The organism is Novacetimonas cocois, assembly GCF_003311635.1.
In the GTDB taxonomy this organism is placed as follows: domain Bacteria; phylum Pseudomonadota; class Alphaproteobacteria; order Acetobacterales; family Acetobacteraceae; genus Novacetimonas; species Novacetimonas cocois.
Window position 1 is genome coordinate 26,034 of sequence record NZ_QEXL01000010.1, and the last position, 21,736, is coordinate 47,769.

Annotated in this window: 17 protein-coding genes; 9 read left to right on the forward strand and 8 right to left on the reverse strand. The window is 62.5% G+C overall.

Translation table 11 applies throughout. The features are described 5' to 3' along the window. Positions 1–49: 49 nt before the first annotated feature. The 6 genes from pstC to NJLHNGOC_RS08585 all read left to right on the forward strand — a co-directional run bounded on the left by pstC (position 50) and on the right by NJLHNGOC_RS08585 (position 6,641). A complete protein-coding gene (gene pstC, locus NJLHNGOC_RS08560) occupies positions 50–1,027 on the forward strand; it encodes a phosphate ABC transporter permease subunit PstC (RefSeq protein ID WP_113596019.1) in 978 nt (325 codons plus the stop codon). 16 nt (positions 1,028–1,043) lie between these two features. Continuing rightward, on the forward strand, positions 1,044–1,949 hold the full coding sequence (gene pstA, locus NJLHNGOC_RS08565) for a phosphate ABC transporter permease PstA (RefSeq protein ID WP_206059743.1): 906 nt from the start codon (positions 1,044–1,046) through the stop codon (positions 1,947–1,949). Further along, positions 1,949–2,746 (forward strand): phosphate ABC transporter ATP-binding protein PstB, encoded by a 798-nt coding sequence (gene pstB, locus NJLHNGOC_RS08570; RefSeq protein WP_113596020.1) that lies wholly within the window; start codon positions 1,949–1,951, stop codon positions 2,744–2,746. Before pstA ends, pstB begins: the two co-directional genes overlap by 1 nt. A gap of 17 nt (positions 2,747–2,763) precedes the next feature. Beyond that, entirely contained in the window at positions 2,764–3,468 is a 705-nt protein-coding gene (phoU, locus tag NJLHNGOC_RS08575; RefSeq protein WP_206059753.1) for a phosphate signaling complex protein PhoU, read from the forward strand. A 310-nt stretch (positions 3,469–3,778) separates the two neighbouring features. Beyond that, positions 3,779–4,789, forward strand: coding sequence for a phosphate ABC transporter substrate-binding protein PstS (gene pstS, locus NJLHNGOC_RS08580; RefSeq protein WP_113596022.1), 1,011 nt, complete (start codon positions 3,779–3,781; stop codon positions 4,787–4,789). A gap of 169 nt (positions 4,790–4,958) precedes the next feature. Beyond that, on the forward strand, positions 4,959–6,641 hold the full coding sequence (locus tag NJLHNGOC_RS08585; protein WP_239021426.1) for a porin: 1,683 nt from the start codon (positions 4,959–4,961) through the stop codon (positions 6,639–6,641). A 224-nt stretch (positions 6,642–6,865) separates the two neighbouring features. Here NJLHNGOC_RS08585 and NJLHNGOC_RS08590 read toward each other — a convergent pair whose 3' ends face one another. The 7 genes from NJLHNGOC_RS08590 to NJLHNGOC_RS08620 form a co-directional block, all read right to left on the reverse strand. Then, positions 6,866–7,630 carry an aspartyl/asparaginyl beta-hydroxylase domain-containing protein gene (locus NJLHNGOC_RS08590; protein WP_113596024.1) on the reverse strand — a complete coding sequence of 255 codons (765 nt, stop codon included), beginning with the start codon at positions 7,628–7,630 and terminating at the stop codon, positions 6,866–6,868. 383 nt (positions 7,631–8,013) lie between these two features. Further along, the gene (locus NJLHNGOC_RS08595) at positions 8,014–9,294 is read right to left on the reverse strand and encodes a haloacid dehalogenase-like hydrolase (protein ID WP_113596025.1); all 1,281 of its coding nucleotides are present in this window, start codon (positions 9,292–9,294) and stop codon (positions 8,014–8,016) included. Beyond that, the gene (locus tag NJLHNGOC_RS08600; RefSeq protein WP_113596026.1) at positions 9,291–11,315 is read right to left on the reverse strand and encodes a phosphocholine-specific phospholipase C; all 2,025 of its coding nucleotides are present in this window, start codon (positions 11,313–11,315) and stop codon (positions 9,291–9,293) included. Before NJLHNGOC_RS08600 ends, NJLHNGOC_RS08595 begins: the two co-directional genes overlap by 4 nt. A gap of 39 nt (positions 11,316–11,354) precedes the next feature. Further along, positions 11,355–13,685 carry a TonB-dependent receptor gene (locus NJLHNGOC_RS08605; protein ID WP_408890728.1) on the reverse strand — a complete coding sequence of 777 codons (2,331 nt, stop codon included), beginning with the start codon at positions 13,683–13,685 and terminating at the stop codon, positions 11,355–11,357. A 692-nt stretch (positions 13,686–14,377) separates the two neighbouring features. After that, positions 14,378–15,880 (reverse strand): carbohydrate porin, encoded by a 1,503-nt coding sequence (locus NJLHNGOC_RS08610; protein ID WP_408890754.1) that lies wholly within the window; start codon positions 15,878–15,880, stop codon positions 14,378–14,380. A gap of 577 nt (positions 15,881–16,457) precedes the next feature. Further along, positions 16,458–17,639, reverse strand: coding sequence for a low temperature requirement protein A (locus NJLHNGOC_RS08615; RefSeq protein WP_113596029.1), 1,182 nt, complete (start codon positions 17,637–17,639; stop codon positions 16,458–16,460). Positions 17,640–17,944: 305 nt separating this feature from the next. Continuing rightward, on the reverse strand, positions 17,945–18,466 hold the full coding sequence (locus NJLHNGOC_RS08620; protein WP_113596030.1) for a hypothetical protein: 522 nt from the start codon (positions 18,464–18,466) through the stop codon (positions 17,945–17,947). A 96-nt stretch (positions 18,467–18,562) separates the two neighbouring features. On the opposite strand from NJLHNGOC_RS08620, the gene NJLHNGOC_RS08625 reads away from it, so the two are divergent. After that, positions 18,563–18,928: a cupredoxin domain-containing protein gene (locus NJLHNGOC_RS08625; RefSeq protein WP_113596031.1), complete on the forward strand. Its 366-nt coding sequence runs from the start codon at positions 18,563–18,565 to the stop codon at positions 18,926–18,928. Between the two features lie 3 nt (positions 18,929–18,931). After that, a complete protein-coding gene (locus tag NJLHNGOC_RS08630; protein ID WP_113596032.1) occupies positions 18,932–19,765 on the forward strand; it encodes an FTR1 family iron permease in 834 nt (277 codons plus the stop codon). Between the two features lie 160 nt (positions 19,766–19,925). Here NJLHNGOC_RS08630 and NJLHNGOC_RS08635 read toward each other — a convergent pair whose 3' ends face one another. Beyond that, positions 19,926–20,429 (reverse strand): iron transporter, encoded by a 504-nt coding sequence (locus NJLHNGOC_RS08635; protein ID WP_408890756.1) that lies wholly within the window; start codon positions 20,427–20,429, stop codon positions 19,926–19,928. Between the two features lie 432 nt (positions 20,430–20,861). Here NJLHNGOC_RS08635 and NJLHNGOC_RS08640 point away from each other — a divergent pair, with 432 nt between their 5' ends. Then, positions 20,862–21,632 (forward strand): glucose 1-dehydrogenase, encoded by a 771-nt coding sequence (locus NJLHNGOC_RS08640; RefSeq protein ID WP_113596033.1) that lies wholly within the window; start codon positions 20,862–20,864, stop codon positions 21,630–21,632. The last annotated feature ends 104 nt before the right edge of the window (positions 21,633–21,736 follow it).

The following is a 21,736-nucleotide window of genomic DNA, read 5'->3' on the forward strand; positions in this document are numbered from 1 at the left end:
CCTGATGTTGTCTAACCCTGACCCTGCGTTACGCATATCAGGAAAAGACATGGCGCAATACATGCCCCCGCTGACAGCTTCGGATACTCCCGCGCGCGACAGGGTCGTGCCCGGTGGCCGGGGCGATGTCGTGTTCCGCCTGCTGGCGCGTATGGCCGGATGGACCATCCTGCTGGTCATGGCGGGGATCGTGATCGTCCTTGTCGCGGGGGGATGGCGCGCGCTCGTCAGTTTCGGGCCCGCTTTCCTCACCAGCACGGCGTGGAACCCCGTTTCGCAGCATTTCGGCGCCGCGACCTCCATCTTCGGCACGCTGGTGACCACGCTGGTCGCGCTGGTCTTTGCCGTGCCGTTCGCGTTTGGCGTGGCCTTCTGGCTGGTGGAAATGGCGCCCCCGGCGCTGGCGCGGGTGATCGAAACCGCCGTGCAGCTTCTTGCCGCCGTGCCGTCGATCATCTTTGGCATGTGGGGCTTTTTCATCGTCGTGCCGTTCATGGCGCACCATGTCGAACCCGCGACAAAGCACCTGCTGGGCCATGTGCCGGGGATCGGGCTGCTGTTCAGCGGCGCACCCTATGGCACCGGCCTGCTGACGGGGGGCGTGGTGCTGGCGCTGATGGTGACGCCGTTCATCTGTTCGGTGATGACGGACGTCTTCGTCTCCATCCCTGCCGTGCTGAAGGAAAGCGCCTTCGGACTGGGCGCGACCCGGTGGGAGGTCATGCGCAAGGTGGTGATGCCGTGGTCGCGACAGGCGGTCATGGGCGGCATCATGCTGGGCACCGGCCGCGCGCTGGGCGAGACGATGGCCGTCACCTTCGTCATCGGCAACGCCAACCACATGGGATGGTCGCTGTTCGCGCCGGGCAACACGATCGCGTCGCTGATCGCGCTGGAATTTCCCGAAAGCCCCGCCGGAAGCCTCAAGCTGTCGGCGCTGCTGGCGCTTGGTGCGATCCTGATGATCATCTCGTTCATCACGCTGGCCTGCTCGCGCATTTTCCTGCGGCGCGGCGCGGCGGAATAAGGAAAGGGCACGGCCAATGCCGGCTGAAACATCCCTCCCCGGAGCGGCCGCCATGCCCACCAACGGCTGGCAGCGTGGCGGCGCGCAGGCGATCCGTCGCCGCGTGGTTGACCGCGCCGTCGGCATCGCGTGCGGCGGGGCGACCATCGTGGTCCTCTACCTGCTGTTTTCGATCCTGTGGACGCTGGTCGCGCGTGGGGCGGGGGGGCTGTCGCTGCCCACCTTCGTGCACAGTACGGCAGCACCCGGCACCGGCGGCGGCCTTGCGAACGCCATTGTCGGCAGCCTGGAACAGACCGGGCTGGCCGCGCTGATCGGCACGCCGGTCGGCATGATGGCCGGCGTCTATCTGGCGGAATTTTCCCGCGACGGGCGCATCGTCCCGCTGGTCCGGTTCGTGTCGGACATGATGCTTTCGGTGCCATCGATCCTTGTCGGCCTGTTTGTCTATCTGATCTTTGTCGAACCTGCCGGGCATTTTTCGGGATGGGCGGGCGTGTTCGCCCTTGCCATCCTGTTCATCCCCGTCGTCGTGCGCACGACGGAGGACATGCTGCGCCTTGTCCCGCGCGCCATGCGCGAGGCGGCCTATGCGCTGGGCGCGCCGGGATGGCGGGTGATCGCCAGCATCTGCCTGCGGGCGGCGCGGGGCGGCATCATGACCGGCATCCTGCTGGCGCTGGCGCGTATTTCCGGGGAAACCGCGCCCCTGCTGTTTACCTCCCTTGGCAACCTGAACTGGTCCACCAGCCTGAACGCCCCGATGGCAAGCCTTCCCGTCACGATCTACCAGTACGCGGGATCGGCCTATGACGACTGGGTGCAGATGGCGTGGACCGGCGCGCTGCTGATTACCGCTGCTGTTCTTGCGACCAGCATCCTCGCCCGCTGGTGGCTTCTGCGTAATGGATCTGCACGATAATGAACATGACTGTCATCGCGGACGTCGCCCAAAAGGTCACGGCCGAACCCGCCCTGTCCATACGCGACCTCGATTTCTGGTATGGCGCGAATCATGCGCTCAAGGGGATCTCGCTGGATTTTCCCGTCCGTCAGGTCACGGGCATGATCGGCCCGTCGGGCTGTGGCAAATCGACACTGCTGCGGGTGCTCAACCGCATGTACGACCTTTATCCGGGGCAGCGCGCCACGGGGGAGGTCATTTTCGACGGGCGCAACATCATCGCGCCGGGTGTGGACGTGAATGTCCTGCGTTCGCGCATCGGCATGGTGTTCCAGAAACCGACGCCGTTTCCGATGTCCATATACGACAACATCGCCTTTGGCGTGCGGCTGCATGAACGCATCTCCCGCGCGGAAATGGACCAGCGGGTCGAGGACGTGCTGCGTCGCGTCGCCCTGTGGCCGGAGGTCAAGGACCGCCTTGGCGCGTCGGCCGCCGCCCTGTCGGGCGGACAGCAGCAGCGCCTGTGCATCGCGCGCACCATCGCCACCCGGCCGGAGGTCATCCTGCTGGATGAACCGACCAGCGCGCTTGATCCCGTATCCACCGCCCGGATCGAGGAGCTTCTGGACGAACTCAAGCGTGAATTCTCCATCGCCATCGTGACGCACAACCTCCAGCAGGCGGCGCGCTGCGCCGATCGCGTGGCCTTTTTCTACATGGGCAGGCTTGTGGAGGTCGACAGCGCCGACCAGATGTTCACCGCGCCACGGGAAAAGCAGACGCAGGACTATATCACCGGCCGCTTTGGCTGAGACAGGAACCCTTGATGATGCCGCACGAATCAGCACATACGGTCCAGAGTTACGAGCAGGAGCTGGAACATCTGCGCTCCCTCATCAGCCAGATGGGCGGCCTTGTGGAACGCCAGACGGCGCAGGCGATCGCCGCCGTTGCGGATCATGACGAGGTCGCGGCCCTGGAGGTTCCCGAGCTGGACCCGAAGGTTGACGACCTTGAACGCCAGACGGAGGCACTGGTGATCCGGCTGCTTGCGCTGCGTGCGCCCATGGCGGGCGACCTGCGCGAGGTGGTGGCGGCGCTGAAGATTTCGGGCGATCTTGAACGCATCGGTGACTGCGCCACATCGATCGCCCGCCGCGCCCTGCGCAGCGAGCTTCTGTCCTATCCCGTTTCCATGACGGGGCTGTTCAGTATGGGACGGATGGTACAGGAAAACCTGCGCCGCACCATCGACGCCATGGACCGGCGCGATTCCGAACTGGCGCGCAGCGTGTGGCAGTCGGACATGGCGGTCGATGAACTCTATGTTTCCATGTTCCGCGAACTTGTGACCTACATGATGGAGGACCCGCGCAATATCGGGCCCTGCACCCATCTGCTGTTTGTTGCCAAGAACCTGGAACGCATCGGCGATCATGCCACCAATATCTGCGAACGCGTCTATTACGCCGCCACGGGCCGTATCCTGCCGGTCCTGCGCCCGCGCGGCGGCATCGCGGATCAGGGGCTGTAAAGACTGTTTGAAACCGATCCTTTGATGAAAAGGTAACAGAAGTTTTTGGGTGCTGCCTTTTTTTAGAAAGGCGGCGTTCTTTCGAAGCTTTTTGAAAAAAGCTTCACCAAAAACTTTCTTATGGATGCAGGATGTTTTGGCCCGGTCCCTGGGGAACATGCTAGGGGACATGCCGCCCGGGACTGTCATAATAGTGTCATGAAACTGTCACGCAGATATAATCCTGTCCCTTCATTTCATCATTATATTCACCCGCGTTCACTGGATATTCACTCGGTATCCGGTTGTTGTATTGGGGAACACAAGTATTATGTCTTTTCCTGTCCGATTCCTGACATGCGCGCTGCTGGCGGGCGCCGTCCCTGTCATGGCGCATGCCGCCGACATCACGGGGGCTGGTTCCAGCTTTGCCGCGCCCATCTATGGCGCGTGGGGCGCGGAAAGTCGTGGCGCGATCGGTATCAGCCTGAATTACCAGACCGTCGGGTCCAGCGCGGGGCAGAACCAGATCCTTGCCAGGACGGTGGATTTCGGCGCCTCCGACGTGCCGATGGACACGCAGAAGCTGGAGGCCGCGCACCTGTTCCAGTTCCCCACCGTGATGGGCGGCATCGTGCCGGTCGTCAACGTGCCGGGCATCGCGCCGGGCAAGCTGCAGCTGGATGGCCCGACGCTGGCGGCCATCTATCGCGGTGAAATCACGCAGTGGAACGACCCGAAGATCGCGGCGTGCAATCCGGGGCTGAACCTGCCTGACACCGCCATCGCCACCGTGCATCGCGCGGATGGTTCGGGCACGACGGCGGTCTTTACCGCCTATCTCGCGCGGGTTTCGCCGGAATGGAAAACGGGACAGGGGGCTGGCGCCTCCATCGCGTGGCCCGGCGGGATCGGCGCGCGTGGCAATGACGGCGTGGCGGCGTCGGTGCGCAATACCGAAGGCGCGATCGGGTACGTGGAATACGCATTCGCCGCCAACACCCACATGGCGACGGTAAAGCTGAAGAACCACAGCGGCGCGTATGTCGCCCCCGGACTGGACAGTTTCAGCCGCGCGGCCGAAGCCGCCGACTGGAAGGACGCGTCACATTTCGCGGTTGACCTGATCGATACGTCGGGCGAGGGCGCGTGGCCCATCGTCTCGCCCACCTATGTACTGGTCTATGTGCCGGTCAGCAGCGCGGAACATGGCGCGGCGGTGCGCAAATTCTTTGGCCATGCGCTGCAGGCGGGGGACAGGACGGCATACCGTCTGGATTACGTCCCGGTTCCCGCCAATGTAAAGACCGATATCCTGCAGCAGTGGGACAATGCGAAATAAAATACCGCCGATGTAATGTCGCCGGGAAATAATCGCGATAAACCTGCCCCGAAACGGGCAGGTTTTTTCATGTCCGGCGATGTCATAAAACGGTAACGAAACTGTCTTGGAAACATAACACACAAAAAAGTAAACGCGCACTACACCACAATCATCTTTCATTTACGGAATGATCCAGATGATTCGCCGGTCCGTGGTTTCGCTGTTTCTGACTTCTTCTGCGTTATGGAGTGTTGTGCCGGTCCAGCACGCCCATGCGGCATCTGCCGAAGATGCCCAGATCCAGGCCCTGCAGCGTGAAATGCTGGAAATGCGGCGCGAAATGTCGGGTCAGATCAGCGCCCTGCGCCAGCGCCTTGCCAAGGCCGAGGGACATGCGGCCACCGCCACGCGCGGACAGGCGGTGCGCCATGCGATGGTGCCGCCGCAGGGTCCGCCGATGTCCCCGGGCATGGCGAATGACATCGCCATCGGCGGTGGCGGCAGCGGCCTGAACGGGTCCGTCAGTGGGATGATGCGTTCGGCCGACCTTGGCACGCCGCCATCGGATCGCGGGATCGATTCCTCGTGGAAGTCGTTCCGTGCCGCGACGGAAAAGGAGGAAAGCCTGCATTTCGGCGGCATGATGGTCGGCTTCCCCGGCGGGCGCTTTACCATTTCGTCCGATGATGGCGCCTATGCCGTGCAGATCGGCCTGGCGTTCCACGAGGATGTCGGCGGGTTCATGGGCATGTCGCCCCGCGCGGGCGAGACGAAGGGCCTGTTCCCCGGGCTGACGGAAAATGCGCGGCGGCTGCGTATTCCCATCTCCTTCCGTTACAAGAACTGGATCGCGAACATCACGCCCGATTTCGGGTCCGGCAGCGCCGATGGCGCGGTCACGCTGTATGAGGCGAACCTGAACTACGCCGGCATCCACAACACGGTGCTGACCGCCGGTTACTTCCAGCCGCGCGTGACGGAAGAAGATTCCGAAAGCTCCAACGAATTCGAGATGATGGAACGTCCGGCCATCACCGACATCGTGCGCAACATCGCCGCGGGCGACGCCCGGTTCAGCGTCGGCGGCCTGCATTACGCCAAGCGCTGGTGGATCGCGGGATATCTGACGGGCCAGACCTATGGCAACCGTTCGTCCTCCACCAATCCCATCAGCGACAGCCAGACGGGCGCGACCTTCCGCGTCGCGGGACGGCCTTACGTATCGCGTGACATCGACGTGCATGTCGGCCTGTCGGCCATCAGCGCGTTCAAGGTGAACGAAGGCGCGCAGGGCCGCGTCTATTCCCCCAGCGAGGCGCCGGAGGTCAACCTGACGACGACCAAGCTGCTGAGTGCCACGGTGGGTGATGCGGGCACTGTCTGGTCGGCCGGCCCCGAACTGGGCTTCCGGTGGAAGCGGCTGGTGCTGAAGGGCGAATATTACCATATCGGCGTGCAGCGCAAGGGCGGGGCCGACACCGGCAACATGCCCGCCACGAACTTCGAAGGGTATTACGGCGCGGCCAACTATACCCTGTTCGGCAAGGGACGTGCCTACAACATCAAGGAAGGTGCGTTCTCCGCCCCTGGCGTGGAACATCCCTTCGACCCGGTGCACGGATACTGGGGCGCGCTGGAACTGTCGGCCCGTTACAGCGTGGCGGACCTGAACAGCAACCTCGGCACCGCCAGCGCGGTGCGGGGCGGACAGCAGACGGTGTGGTCGGCGGGGCTGAACTGGTATCCCAACCGGCATTTCCGCTTCATGCTGGACTTCAACCACTTCATCGTCACCCGCAACAGCGAACTGTATAACCTGATGGGTCGCGACGGCAATTCGGTGGCGGGCCGCCTGCAGGCCGCGTTCTGATCCCCACGGCCACGCACGGGGAATGTCCGTGCCGCTTCCATCGCGGAAGGGGCGCGGCGTTCCCCATTCTGCGCCCGCCGGGATGGGGGAAGGCCAGTCCGGTCATCCCCTGAAATTTCAAAAGTTTTCGGGTGCCGCCTTTTATCTGAAAAGGCGTCATCCTTTCGAAGCTTTTTGCAAAAAGCTTCACCAAAAAACCTTTATTTCTTGTCTTCAGCCAGCCCCTAGGCCGGGGCGTGGTGGCGGTCGGCCTGATGGTCGAGCTGGCGCTTGATATCCTGGACGAAGCGGGAATGCCGGACGCAGAACAGGAAGAAATTCTGGATCAGCTTCGCCACGCCCCGGCACGGGCGCTGCACCTGGATCAGCAGGATATAGCGGTCCTCGCTGGTGTCGTTCCAGACCTCGTGATTGTACATGTCATCGAACATGAAGGAATTGCCGTTTTCCCACGAGATGACATGCAGCCTGTCGGGACCTTCGATGTTGATGTGGCAGTTCGCGCGGTCCGTGGGGGCCTGCAGCGCAAGGTGATAGGTCAGCATCCCCTTGGTCATGCCGTAATGGCGCGGGATGTGGCATCCGGCCTCCAGCACGGAAAAGCACGCCGTCACCAGATTGGGAATCCGGTCCAGCAGCGACGTCGTAAAGGGCGCGCGGGCGCAGTTTTCGGCCCGCCGGTATCCATACCCCTCCAGAAAGAAGGAACGCCACCGCCTGTCGGCTGCGATCCGGCCGTGATCGGGCGAAATCTCCCCGAGCGAGGGGATTTCCTGCGTGCGGATGCGCACCGCCTCGTCGCGGATATGTTCCCAGTTGCGTTCGAGGACATCGATCCACGGGAAATAGTCTTTTTCGATAATGGCCTGATCTGGCAACAGCGAATGACGCATGATGAGCCGGTCGATCTTCGGGCGCAGATCCTTTCCGATCTGGAAGAGGGATTTGCGCACGAAAGGAACTTTCCACCCTCTATCACTCAGTTTCATGACTTTCCTTCAATGTTTCTGCGGACATGCCGTCACGCTCCGGATAATGCCGGAACAGGCCGTGTCCGGGGCCACGGGTTCCGCCTGTCGCTGGATTGCGGCCATAACGCAGGGACATGCGAAATGGATGGTGGATATATAAAGTAATTTTTGGGCGGATGTGGGGCGCGACGCAGGATAAAGCAATATCACTTGCAAGTCTGGCATATCAGGATTGAACCCGATGCAGGTGTTGCCGGCGGATATCACGTCCCGCCGACGTGGATATCCTGCGCGCGCGCCGCATCATATTTTTCAGTGGGATTTCTGGTGGAGCTTTTTGCAAAAAGCTTCATCAGGGTGCCACCTTTTTGAAAAAAGGCGGCATCGCTGAAATCGCGGCGCTATGTCGCGCGCACGGGTCCTGAAAGCTGCGCCACGTCATGGCCCAGCGGGATTGTCTGTTCGGAGGGGCGCCATTCGCCGGTATTGCCGTCGCGTCCCTGCAGGACGAAACGCGGCTGGTCCGACGACATCTGCGCGATTGCCCGCGCCGCCAGAGTACCGATCGGTCCAGAGGAAAGCCGGTTGATGATGAGGCCCAGCCGCGTGTCGGGAAATGCCGTCAGCATGTCGTAATCGCCGCTGCTGTCGCCACAGACCAGCAGGGGCCCCCGGCCGTGCCGCCGCGCCAGCGCCTGGCGGATCGCCCGGACCTTGCCCGCGTGATAGGTCACGGGCCAGTGCGGCGCGGCCCCCAGGCCCAGCCGGCCATCGGGCCACTGCATCCGCACGCCAAGGACATTGGCGCGTGGCAGGTCATAGCCATAGTCGGGATCGGTGGCGAAGACCGCCACCACCTCCTCCAGCGAGGCGGAGCAGACATACACCTCGATCCCTGCCGCGCGCAGCACCGACTGCAGGTCCGCGATTTCGGGCGACAGGCGCAGCCCCATCCGCACGGGGCGGGCGATGATGCCCGCGCGGCCGGGACGCGTGGCCGGCGTGATCCATGTCTCGCGCCGGATGGCCTGTCCCAGGTGCCACGTGTTCGACGCCCGCGCCAGCGTCGCAAGGCCCGTCGCGTCATGTCCCGCCAGCAGCCGGATGATCCAGCGGCACGCCACCTCCCCATCGCATGTCGCGCTGATGGCGTCATAGGCGTACACCAGCTTGGAGCGCAGGCTCAGCAGGGCCGGGTCGTCCGGCGCGGGCGGGCGGGCGCGTGTCGCCAGCGTGGCGTAATCCGCGCACAGGTCGGCATGCAGGTCGGCAAAGCGCACGTCATGTCCATCGACGGTGCGAAAGGCGGAAAACGTGCGATGCGGCACGTCGCGCGCCGTCGCCTGCGCAAAGGTTTCGACCGGCATGGCGAACAGGAAACGGCTGGCGGTGTAATGCAGCAGCGTTTCCTCGCAATCGCCCGTGATGCAGGTATTGTCCCAGTCAAACACGGCATAGGGTGGACGGGCCGGGTCATAGGCGGGGCTGGCGCTGCCGTGGGCGGTGATCAGGTTTTCCATCACCCGGCGCGTGCGCGGCGCCCATTTCAGCGGGGCGAGCCGCCCGCACCCGTCCGTGCCGGCACGGGCGGAAAAGGTCGGGGCCATGGTGGCCGCCATGCCCAGCCCCATGCCAAGTCGCATACCCAGCCCGAGGGCACCGCGGCGGCCAAGAAACGTCATGCCTGTATCTGTCCCATATGTGGATCGGTCTGACTGGGTCTGCCATTTTCCATGTGACCGGCCAACCGCACGATGGCGTGCGCGTGACGCAAATCATGAAGGATCAGGTCATACCAGTGGTCATGCGTGGCCGCGGGCCATGTCGCCTCGACCGTGTTGCCCGGCGGCAGTACCAGCTCCCGCATGGTGCCGTCATAGGCGTCCTCGACCCTCAGCCTGCGCATCCCTGTCCCCTGATGGCGCAGCGACAGCACGATCATGTTGCCCGCCGGGTCGTAACGCAGGGTCGCCTGCGGCAGGTCCGCGCCGTGGAACTGACGGAAAAACCCGTTCGGCCCGTGCACCGTCACCGGCCCCGTGGCATGGGTGGTCACGCGCACCATCATGGTGGTCCCCGCCGCCAGCGTGTAATGCCGCGCGCCGCCTGCGTCACGGATCCGCAGCACGACGCCCTGCGCCCCCGTATTCGCGATCCGCAGGCTGTCGGCTGTGGCAAGGTCGGCCTGCATGTCGTAGGGCAGGGCGCGGGCGGGACGCTGGCCGGTTTCCTGCCGGGGCAGGGCCTGTTCGGCGGGAATGACGGGTCTGGGCAGCTGACACGATTTCCGGGTATCGGCCAGGTACGTTTCGGTGAGCGGCAGTTGCGCGACCCACCGGCGGTCGGTCTGCGCAAAGTCGAAGATGGAGGTCATGTCCCCGCATACGGCGCGTCGCCACGCGGTGATGTTGGGGGCCGCCACGCCAAAGCGTGCCTCGAGAAAGCGCAGGACGGAGGTATGGTCGAACACCTGCGAATTGACCCATCCGCCCTTGGTCCACGGGGATACCACGATCGCGGGCACGCGCGGGCCCAGCCCGACCGGAATGCCGTCGAAGGATTCGCCATCGGTCGGCACCGTGCCCGCGCCCTGCGTTGCGTCCAGCGCGGGGACGGGCGGGGGCACATGGTCGAAGAAGCCGTCATTTTCATCGTAATTGAGGATGAAGACGGTTTTTGCCCACACATCGGGATGGCGCACGAACACGTCCATCAGCTGCGATATCAGGTATTCGCCATATCCCGGCGGCGCGTCGGGATGTTCCGACAGGGCGGCGGGCGGCACGATCCATGACACCTGCGGCAGCGTGCCGCGCGCGACATCACGTTCGAACGCGGAGATGAGATGGCGTCCCTCCGACTCCTGACGGTTTGCCGCGGTTGATCCCGCCACGATCATGCGCCCGCGACGGTACGCCCACGATTTGCGGTCAAGGTTGCGGAACCGCGCAAAGGACGCCAGCGGGTTGTCGCCGAAATTGTCATATTCCTGATAGACCTTCCACGAGACGCCCGCCGCCTGGAGGTTTTCGGGATAGGTGGTCCAGTCAAAGGGCTGGAAATCCGCGCGGTCATGGGCCATGTCCGCCGACCAGTTGCCGTCATCGACATTGCGGATCGCCTGCGGGCCCGCATTGCCCACCGCCAGCCCGTTCGTCCCGGTGAACAGGAACAGGCGGTTGGGGTTGGTCGGCCCGAAGATGGAGGCATGATAGGCATCGCAGATCGTAAAGGCATCGGCCAGCGCGTAATAGTACGGGATTTCCGCGCGGGTGAAATGCCCCATGGTCATGGGCGTCTTGTGCGCAACCCACGTGTTCCAGTCGTTCCATGCCGCCTGCGTGCCCTTCCAGCTGTGGTCGAGGCTTGCGATGCAGGCGGCCGAGGTCTGGGCGGTGCTGAGCACAAACGGCATGACGCGCCCGCCCCTGCCGTCCGGCTGTGAAAAGACGCTGTGGCCGTCGGGGCATGTTTCCGCGCGCGGGTCGCCATATCCGCGCACCCCCCGAAGGCAGCCGAAATAATGGTCGAACGACCTGTTTTCCTGCATCAGGATGACGACATGTTCCACGTCGCGTATCGTGCCGGTAACCCGGTTGGGGGCCACCGCAAGGGCGCGTTGCAGGTTGTCCGGCAGGGCGGCGCCGGCCGCCGCCGCCGCGCCGAATTTCAGGAACTGCCGGCGGCTGGGCGAATTGGGCATGGCGGTGTCATCCGTGGCTGTCTGCTGTGACCGACAATGTCAGAAATGCTTGCGCAGGGTAAAGAACACCATGCGCGGCGCGCCGGCCTGCAGGGTCTGGAACGTGCCCTTGGGATCTGAAACCTCGAACCCGTTGCTGCCGACCGTCGCGACATATCGCTTGTCAAACAGGTTGGTCACGTTGATCTGCGCATCCAGCCCATGCAGCGCCCAGTTGTGGCTGTGGAAACGGTAGCCGAGGTTGAGGTTGAAGATGTCGTTCGGCTTTACCCACTGGTCATTGGTATAGGTATAGGTGCGGCGTCCCTGGTACTGCATCTGGAAATTGCCCCAGATGGTGCCGTCGTCATAGCTGACCTGCACGTTGGCAAGGTTGCTGGGCATCGCCACCACCTGCTTGCCCTTCGTGCTGTAGGTCACGCCGCCGGTGGTCAGGTTGTCGTCATAGCGTGAGTCGTTGAACGAATAGGACGCATAGACCGACCAGTTGTCGGCAAAGCGGTAATTGAACGCAGCATCGATGCCGCGCGCGGTCACACCCCCCACGTTGGTCAGGACGGAGGGATTGCCCTGGATGCCCACGCCCTGCGTGATCGACAGCAGCCGGTCCTCGAACTCCACGTAATAGCCGGTCAGGGAGGCCTGTATGCGCTTGTTGTGGAAGCGGTAGCCGATTTCCTCGCTATACGACATTTCGGGATGGATTTTGTTGCGGATCGCGGCATATCCCGCGACCGTGGTCGCGAACGGGCTGGTCGCACCGGTGGAGGAGTTGTCGAACGCCGCCATGTTGCGCGAAAAATCGGCAAAGATTTCGTTATTGTGGTTGATGCGGTAATTCGCCCCGATCTGCGGCAGGAACCCGTTGGCCGAGGTGATGGAGCCGGATGCGTAGGGGTTGGCCGTTGGCGTGCCCATGTAATTGCCCGGCAGGGCCTGCGCGGTGTTGTCCACCACCAGCGACTTGAACCCGTAATTGAGCTTCAGGCGCGGGGTGATCTGCCATGTGTCCTGAATATGGAACTGATAGGTCCGGGTGTTGAAATTGCCCTGCCACTGGGTTTCAAAAGCATCGTTGCCGAACCAGTGGACCGAACTGCCGGTATATTTGTCCATGCCGAGGGGATAGTAACGGCGGGCCTGTTCGAAATCGTTGTTTTCAAACCAGAACCCGCCCTCGATCGTGTGATGGCCGATATTGTAGGACAGGCTGGCGATCAGGCCCTCGCGGTGGATGTCGTATTCCGTGGTGCGCGTCGAAAGCGGCGATCCCCCCAGCGACGCCGGCGTCGGGGTATAGGGGGTGACCCATACGCCTTCGCCCGTGTTGGTGTGGCCATAGAAGGTAAAGGCGCCCTTCAGTCGGCTGGTGATGTTGAAATCCAGCTTGCCATAGCCAAGGATATCCTGACGCAGCCCGGCGGAATTGTAATAGGACTGGTCCTGGTTTTCGATGCCCGCGGGCATGGCCGTGCCGTTCTGGTACGCCGTGGCGATCTGCTGCGCCAGCCCGTAATTGCCGGTCACGTTATCGACGTTGTACCCTTTGGTATTGATCAGGTGCAGCGACAGGTCCTGGTAATCGTTTTCCGCGCGCTGGCTGTAATCGCCAAACAGCGTCAGTTTGACATGCCGGCCCAGCGGCTGGATGAACTTGGCATTGGCCTGCTGCTGCTGCTGGATGCCGTCGCCCTTCCACTTGTTTGCGTCCTGATAGTCATAGGAAAGGTACAGCCGGCCGCCGCCCTTCATCGTGCCGGTATTGACCCGGGCAAAGGTGCGCCACGTGCCATATGACCCGACGGTGCCCGCGACATCGACACCGAACTGTTTCGTCGGGTCGATGGACGTGAACTCCAGCGCGCCGCCAAGGTCGTTCGACGCGGCGACGCCGACCGCCCCGGCCCCCTGCGCCAGCGTCGCGGGACCGTTATTTTCTGTCTGCAGCGCACGCCCGATCGAAAGCCCGTTGTCATTGCCATAGGCAAGGTTGCCCAGCGGGACGCCATCCATGGTGAAGCCAAGGCGGCTCTGGTCGAAACCACGGATGATGATCTGCTGCGACCATTCATACGATCCCAGCGGGTCCGATGACGTGAACATCACCCCCGGCAGTTTCGACAGCGCCTTGAGCGGGCTTGTGCCTGGCGTGGTCTGCTGGATGTCGGTATGCGACAGCGTCTGCGTTTCACGCGCGGCGCCCGCGCCCAGCACGATGATCGATTCCGGCTGGGTCGCGCGCACCGAATCCGCCCGGTCCGCCGTTTTCCGGTCTGCCGTTTTCATCGTAACAGGGCGCGTGGTGGCGGTCGCGGCCGGGGTGGCCGTTCCCTGCTTCGCATGCCGCGCGGGGGCCGGGGCGGACGTCATATTCGCGCCGTGTGCGGCATGGATGAGCACGGAACTCATGCATGTTGTCAGAAGAAGAAATTTGCTCTTTTTCATGCAGCGTGATCCCTCGTGAAGAGGCCCCGGTTGTTTCGATCGGTGATGACGCTGCGCACCCTATGTTTCGGGTTTCATGGTGTCTCGTTATATTTTGATGACACTCAGGTTACATTATTATGACACCATGTCATTACATATATACTTTGTTTTTATTTGGTATTTATCGAGGTGTTCATGACTGTTTCCAGGGTTGAATGTTCCCTTTCCTGCGGGTTCCGGCGTGTTTTTACGACACGGGCTGCGGCCAATGGATGTTTTGTATTTCCCAACCCGTCAGGACGGCGGCAAAAAGGGGTGTTGCGTATTTGCGAAATCCATCCCGTATTCCTGAAAATTACAGAATGACAATGAAAACATGCGCTCCCGTCACGATGCCGGACAGCATGCGTCCGCGCCTGTCATGTCGCGACACGCGGGAAATATGGGGTGACAGGGAAATGGAAAAATATTGATGGTATCAGGGGATATTGGAAAACATCATCCCTGTGGCGCGGGGCGTCGTTCATGACGGGACGCGGCAGCATGGGGGATGTGTTGTTTTTGGGCCATAAGGCGGGGGAAAACCGCAGGCGGCCTGCGTGTCGTGTCTGCCGCAGCCTTCGTTCGGGCGGGCGTCAGAAGTTGATGTTCGTATGGATTCCGAAAATCGTCTCATTGCCCACGCGCTTCAGGCCGCTGGCGTAACGCGGGTCGGGGGTGCCCCCCTGCGGGTGCCAGACGTACTGGAAATCGGGCTGCAGCACCAGCCAGGGCGTCACCTGCGCCTGATAGGTGACCTCCAGATGGTTTTCGTTGCCCGGCACCATCGACCCGGCCGCGCGGTTATACTGCCGCCAGCCCGAACTGGACCGGCCGATGCCCCAGCCCACGCCCACCGTGTCGTTGTCGCGTCCCCTGAACGGGGCCTTGAGGTTGATGCCCGCATCGGCGGCGAAGCTGATGAGGTTGCGGTCGCCGCTGTTGCCGGTGGCGCGCACGAAAATCCCTACCGACTGCGGCGAGGTCAGCGACGGTCGCCACAGCATCTGGTCGATGATGCCATAGACCATCCAGTTCCCCCGGTCCCACCGGGGATAGCCCCCCTGTGCACCAAGGGAGCCGCCCTGCCGGTTATAGCGGTAATCGGGGAATTTCGCCGTATCGTAAAAGCCGCCGAGTTTGTAGATCCCCGGCAGGCCGGGATTTTTCGTGGCGTGCGCCATGTCATCCGGCTGCGGGTTGAGCGCGTATTGCAGTTCGGTCATCAGCAGCGCGCCGGTGCCCATGTTGAACCGGGTGCCGCTGCCGTCATTGGTGGTCTGGTTCGTGGGGTCGGCCCCGTTGCCGCCATCCTGAATGCCAAAGGAATTGTACTGGTTGCCCGGCGGATTGTCGTCCGCGGCGGCGAACATGACGGTAAAGGTATCGGTCGGCCGGTAACGCAGCCGGATCGCGGGGGAGGCCAGCGGCCACGACGGCCCGCCGCCATACAGGTTGACCGAAGGCGCCATCGGCCAGCCGAAGTTGGAATTGAGGTAAAGCGATCCGTAATCGCTGATGAGGAATTCGGTATCGAGGTCCTGCTGCCCGATTTTCACGTCAAGTTTCCCGTTCAGGAAGGACTGCTGGTACCACAGCTCGAACAGGCGGGTGGAGCGGTCGGCCTCGAACCCGCTGATCGGGTTGTAGTTGTAAAGATGGTCCTGCGAAATCGAACGGCCGCGCGTCTGCAGCGCACTGACATTGAACAGCCCGCCCTTCAGCCCGAACAGCTTTTCAAGGTCCACCGTCAGGGTCGGCGCGGTCACCGCGTCATAGGCCGGGCCGGTGCCCGATCCGCTGCCGATATCATTGCCGCTGGGCGCGCCGCCGGTCGTGTTGCCCCACAGCTCCTCCACATCCTGAAGGTTGAAGGTGATGCCATGTTTGTACAGCCACGGCCGCAATCCACCCATGTTGCCCAGCAGGTTGCCGCTGGTATCCAGCGTGCCGCCATCGCTGGGTTCGGCCGGGGCCTGCGACTGTTCCACCGTCGCGATGTCGGTTTCATTGACGGCGGGACCGGAATTGCCCAGTTCGTGGCGTTCCTTCTGGATTTCGGTGGGGGGAATGTCCTGCGCGCGGGCAGTAGTGAAAATGCCATGACCCAGTAGGACGACGATCGTGCCACCCAGCACAAGGACCGAGGGGGGGCGCCTGCGACGCGCAGTGGCGGAGGAGCGTGAAACGATATGGGCGCGTGATTCGGAAGGCCGTGCCGTCGGGCTGGATATCGTTATCACTTTGCTGATTCTCCGGTGGATGCCTGTCTCATTCATAATGAGAGTGATTCGCATTTACAGGGCATTTCCCGTTATGACAACCCGCCGCATGTCATTTGTGACTGGATTGTGTTCGGAAGAAATATTTACCGGCCATGCCAATGGGGGGCAGGGCAATGGGGGCCGGATGCGATTGCGACATCCGGAATTTCCGGCCCGGGGACGGATAAATAACTGAAATATCGCACAGAAACATGAAGCGCGGGATGGGGGCAGACGTCGCGGGTTGCCCGGGGCGCAATGGCGATGGATCGCGCCTTTCATGCCGGCAGGATCAGCAGGCGGGTGCGGGGGCAGGGCCCGCGTGACAGTCAGTGGGCGCGGATGCCGCCCCGGCCCGACGGGGCGATGCCTGTTTCGCCACCGTCCGGGCCGGGGACTGTCATGCAGGCGTTCAGATGCATGCCCTGTTGCGGGGGATTTTTCCGGAACACAGGATGCTGATGGTCAGGAAAAGCGTCGTTTCGCAGAATGCCAGACCCCACATGGGAAGGTCCTGTCCGGCGAATCCCGCCACAATCAGCACGCCGGCGCCCGCCATCTGGCCCAACATCAGGCGGCGCGTCGCAACCCATCGATAGGCGGTGCTGGCCAGAAGGTACAGCACCGGGCCAAGCGTCATGACCAACGCGGGCGCGCCCCGAGCTTCCTCAAGCGGGTTTTCCAGCAGCAGGTCCATGGCAACCGCGGTGACGATGATCCCGCCGATCAGGACGACATGCAGGTAATGGAAATACGCGCCCATCCGTCCCGGGTCAGGGGAACTGGCGATGGCGTGTTCGGCTTCCTCGCTGGAGGTTTCGAAATAAAGCCACCACATGGCGATGGTGCACAGGAAGCTGGCCGCGAAACCGCCCAGTTCGATCCATGACCAGTGTTCGCTCTGCGCAAGGGAAAGGCCGGAGGCCATGATCGTTTCACCCAGCGCCACGATCACGAAAAGCTGACAGCGTTCGACGATGTGGCTGCCTGAAATGGTCCAGTCCGATGTGTGCGAACGCCCCAGCCCCGGCAGCCAGAACCCGAACATGGGCGAGACATATTCGCATGCCACGCCCACGGCCCACAGCGGCACGCGCGCCTGTGGCGAGGCCAGACCGCCCGCAATCCAGAAACAGGCGGCCACGATGCCCCAGCCCAGAATGCGGCGGTAATTGGGGGCAAGCGGGTGGGACGCCGGAAGGCTGCATACGATAAACGCGGAACGCCCGACCTGCATGCCGGCGTAACACAGCGCAAAGGCCAGTCCGCGCGCGCCGAATGCCTCTGGCGCCGCCGCGCCGCAGACAAGGGCCAGCGCCATGGTCAGGAACAGGACCCCGCGCAGGGCCGGCACGCGCGGGTCGAACCAGTTCGTGACCCAGCCCGTATATTGCCATCCCAGCCACGCCGCGAACCACAGGATGAGGGTCTGCATCCCGCCTGCCGGCGTCAGATGGTGCAGCAGGCCATGACTGATCTGGGTGACAAGGAAGACATAGACCAGGTCAAAAAACAGCTCCTCGTTCATCACGCGGGCATTGTCCGCGCCCGGCTGGCGCATGAGGGGATGAAGGGGAGCATCCTGCTTGGTCATGAAAGGCTCCGTTCAAAGGAAACGTGAAGTGACAGGCCGGATCAAAGGCGGCTTGAAAAGGCAGGCCCGATAATACCCTGAAATCATAAAAGTTTTTGGTGAAGCTTTTTCCAAAAAGCTTCAGGGAACGTCACCTTCCTGAAAAAAGGTGACACCCGAAAACTTTTACTTTTGTTTATCAAAGGGTTGTTTTCACGCTGTCTCTTACAGGACGGGGCCACGGATTGCACCATATCCTGGATGCCGGAATGGAAACCGGGTTTCCCTTGCAGGGATGCCGTGTCGGCGGCGGGGCCGCCGGGGCGTCACCCGCGCAGGAAAACCTTGGGCACGCCTTCGCTATTGAGGCACGACATGATGATGACCCCGGTCCACAGCGCCAGCGAAATGCCCGCCCCCGTGCGTGCGCGCACCAGGCTGACGGCCTGTCCGCGCAGGGCGGGGATATACAGGCGGTTGTGGCAGATCGCGGCATTGATCAGCGCAAGCGTCATCAGCAGCAGCTTTGGCGACAGGTAGCCACGGCTGCCGATATGCACCGGGTCGTAGAAGAACAGCAGCACGCCAGAAACCATGGTGACGGCGAACAGCCAGTGCATCCACCAGAATGTCAGGCGCGCGACGATGGCGCGTTCCGCCCGGTAATCACGACGCATGAGGGACAGGTCAAACAGCACGTCCATGCCGAAAAAGACCGCCATCGCAAGAATGTGTACCAGGCGGACAAGATAATGGACGGGCTGCATCCAGAAATGGAACATGCGGCTGTCGAGCGCCACGAGCAGGTCATAGGGCAGCCGCATGAACGCCAGGGGATGGGAAATCATAGGAACCTCACTTGCCGTGAGGGGGCTGTAGCACATCCGGTTGACAATGAGAATAAGTCGCATAGTATCGCGCCAATAGCGGAGTTCACGACTGCCATGCGCCACGCGACGACCCTCCTGTCATGTGTCGGCCTTGCCGCCCTTGTCCCCGGCTGGGTCCCCGGCTGGCCTGTTGCGCCGGCACGGGCGCAGGAACCTGTCCATCTGATCGTCAAGGACCATCATTTCGTCCCCGATCACATTGACGTGCCCGCCGGGCAGCGTTTCCTGATTTCCCTGACCAATCAGGACGACACGACCGACGAATTCGAAAGCTATGACCTGAAGTTTGAAAAGATCGTCGTCCCCGGCGGCACGATTACGGTGCATGCGGGACCGCTGCATCCGGAGACCTACAAATTCTTCGACGATTATCACCCGGATCAGGCGACCGGGACCGTAACCGCCACGCAGGGACCATAGGCAATGCTGGGAAGTCTGCTCATCGTTTTTCGCGAGGTGCTGGAGGCCGGGCTGATCGTGGGGATCGTGCTGGCCGCGACACAGGGCATTCCCCGCCGCGGCCGCTGGGTCGCCGGGGGCATCGCGGCGGGCGCCCTTGGCGCGGGGATTGTCGCACTGTTCGCCGGTCGCCTGTCGCAGGCGCTGTCGGGCAACGGGCAGGATGTCTTTTCGGCGTCCATCCTGTGCCTCGCGGTCGTGATGCTGGGCTGGCATACCATATGGATGACGCGCCACGGCCGCGAAATGGCGGGCGACATGCGCGCGCTGGGGGCGGAGGTCGCATCGGGCGAACGTTCCCTGAGCGCGATGGCGGTGGTTGTCGCGGTCGCCGTCCTGCGTGAAGGGATGGAGGTCGTGCTGTTCCTGTACGGCATTGCCGTTTCCACCCATTCCGGCCCGCTGGCGATGCTGACGGGCGGGCTGCTGGGCATTGTCGCGGGGGGCGGGGTGTCGTGGCTGCTGTATCGCGGCCTGATCATCATTCCGCTGCATCGCCTGTTCGGCGTGACCGCCATGCTGATCGCCTTCCTTGCCGCGGGAATGGCCAGCCAGGCGGCGGCGCTGCTGGCGGGGGATGACCTCATTCCGGCATGCGGGTATGAAATGTGGGATACGTCGTGGCTGCTGTCCGATGGCAGCATGATCGGCCGCGCGGCCAAGGCGCTGTTCGGGTATTCCGACCGTCCCATGGGCATCCAGCTGATCGCGTGGGTCGTGACGCTGGCGGTGATGGTCGTCGCCACCCGGCTGGCGGAACGCAGGCCCGCGGGACGCATGCCGCAGGGGACGGCCTGAAAACGGTTCATGGATGATGACGGAAGTTTTGGGGTGCCGCCTTTTTTCAGAAAGGCGGCGTTCTTATAAGCTTTTTGAAAAAAGCTTCACCAAAAACTTCTTTTCCTGATGCGCAGGGGCCGGGCATGGTCGCCCATGTCCCGGCCCGTTCCGCACGATCCTATTTCTGCGGATAGGAGAAGGTGAACTTTTCGGTAAACGGCTCCCAGAAGCCCGGCGTGCCGGTTTCCTGATCCACGTGATGCAGGAAGCCGTTATGTTCCGGCGAGGAGTAGCGGAGTTCCACCGTATATCTGCCGGGGCCGGCCATGCGCACGTTGTTGGCGTAATGCGGGCCGTCCTTGGCCGTCATCGCGCGCATCGTGCCGCTGCTGCTAAAGGAAGATCCCTCCTTCGTCAGGGTATAGTCGATTGTCAGATAGGGGATCCATGCCCCATCCGGATACCCCCAGACATTGTCCGCCGTGGCGTGGACATCGGTTTCAAGATGGATCGTGTCATTGCCCATCGGCATGTCGGCGGGCATGGGCGCCATGTCCACCCCGATAAGGTAGCTTGCGGCGATTTCCATGTCATGGGCCTGTACCGGCCCGCCGATCGGGTATTCACGGGCCTGTGCCTGTGAAACCGTCGCGGCAAGGCCCGTTACAAGGCCGGCGGCCATAAGACCTTTTGCGAACTGCATGTTTTTCAACCTCTGTCAGCAGGAATGGGGGATGGGGAACATCCGCGGCCGGTCATGTCCCCCGGCGCATCCGGCGATGGTGCGCGGAAAAGTCGTGAAATCATCAATGAAGATACGAACATGTGATAATGGTGGAACATGCCCGCGCGCCATCGGCGCGGCAGGTCCCGATGAACGTGCCAAGGATATGAGAATAATTATCAATGTCAATACAGGAGCATGACCGCCCGGCGAAAAAGCCCGCAATATTCCCCCACGTTTGCGTCATGGGCCGCCCGTGTCGGCATCAGGCCACCGGCGCGGGGGAACGCCGTCAGCCGGGACGTCGCGTTCAACGGACGTTGATGCAGGTTATGGTCCCCCATTCCCGCCGGACGGTATAGGATTGTCCCACATCAGCAGGAGGACACGATGATGCGCGTATCGGGAAAAGTCGCGCTGGTAACTGGCGCGGCGCTGGGTATCGGCAGGGCGACGGCGGGGCTTCTGGCGAAAGAAGGGGCGAAGGTCGTCATCGGCGACCTCAAGACGGCGGAAGGCCACGCCGCCGTCGCGGAAATTGAGGCCGCCGGAGGGGAGGCCATGTTCGTCGAACTGAACGTGGCGGACGAGGAGGACTGGAAAAAGGCGATGGCGGCCATCCTCGCGCGTTTCGGGCGTCTGGACATCGCGGTCAACAACGCGGGCATCGCGTGGTCGGGCACGGTGGAAAGCACGGACCTTGCGACATGGCGGCGGGTGCAGTCGATCAACCTTGACGGTGTGTTTCTTGGCACGAAATACGCGGTGGAGGCGATGAAACCGCACAGGTCGGGTTCGATCGTCAACCTGTCCTCCATCGAGGGGCTGGTGGGCGATCCCACCCTTGCCGCCTATAACGCCAGCAAGGGCGGCGTGCGCCTGTTCACGAAATCCGCCGCCCTGCACTGCGCGAAATCCGGCTATAACATCCGGGTCAATTCCGTGCATCCCGGCTATATCTGGACGCCGATGGTCCAGGGGCTGACCCATGATACCCCCGATCAGGAGGCGGCGCGCCAGAGGCTGATCGCGCTGCATCCGCTGGGTCATCTGGGGGAACCGGATGACATCGCCTATGGCATCCTGTTCCTTGCCTCTGACGAATCCAAGTTCATGACCGGCAGCGAACTGGTGATCGACGGCGGATATACCGCCCAGTAAAACTGGTCCTGACAGGCATTATTGATTGAAAGTTTTTGGGTGCCGCCTTTTTTCAAAAAGGCGGCGTTCTTTAAAGCTTTTTGAAAAAAGCTTCACCAAAAACT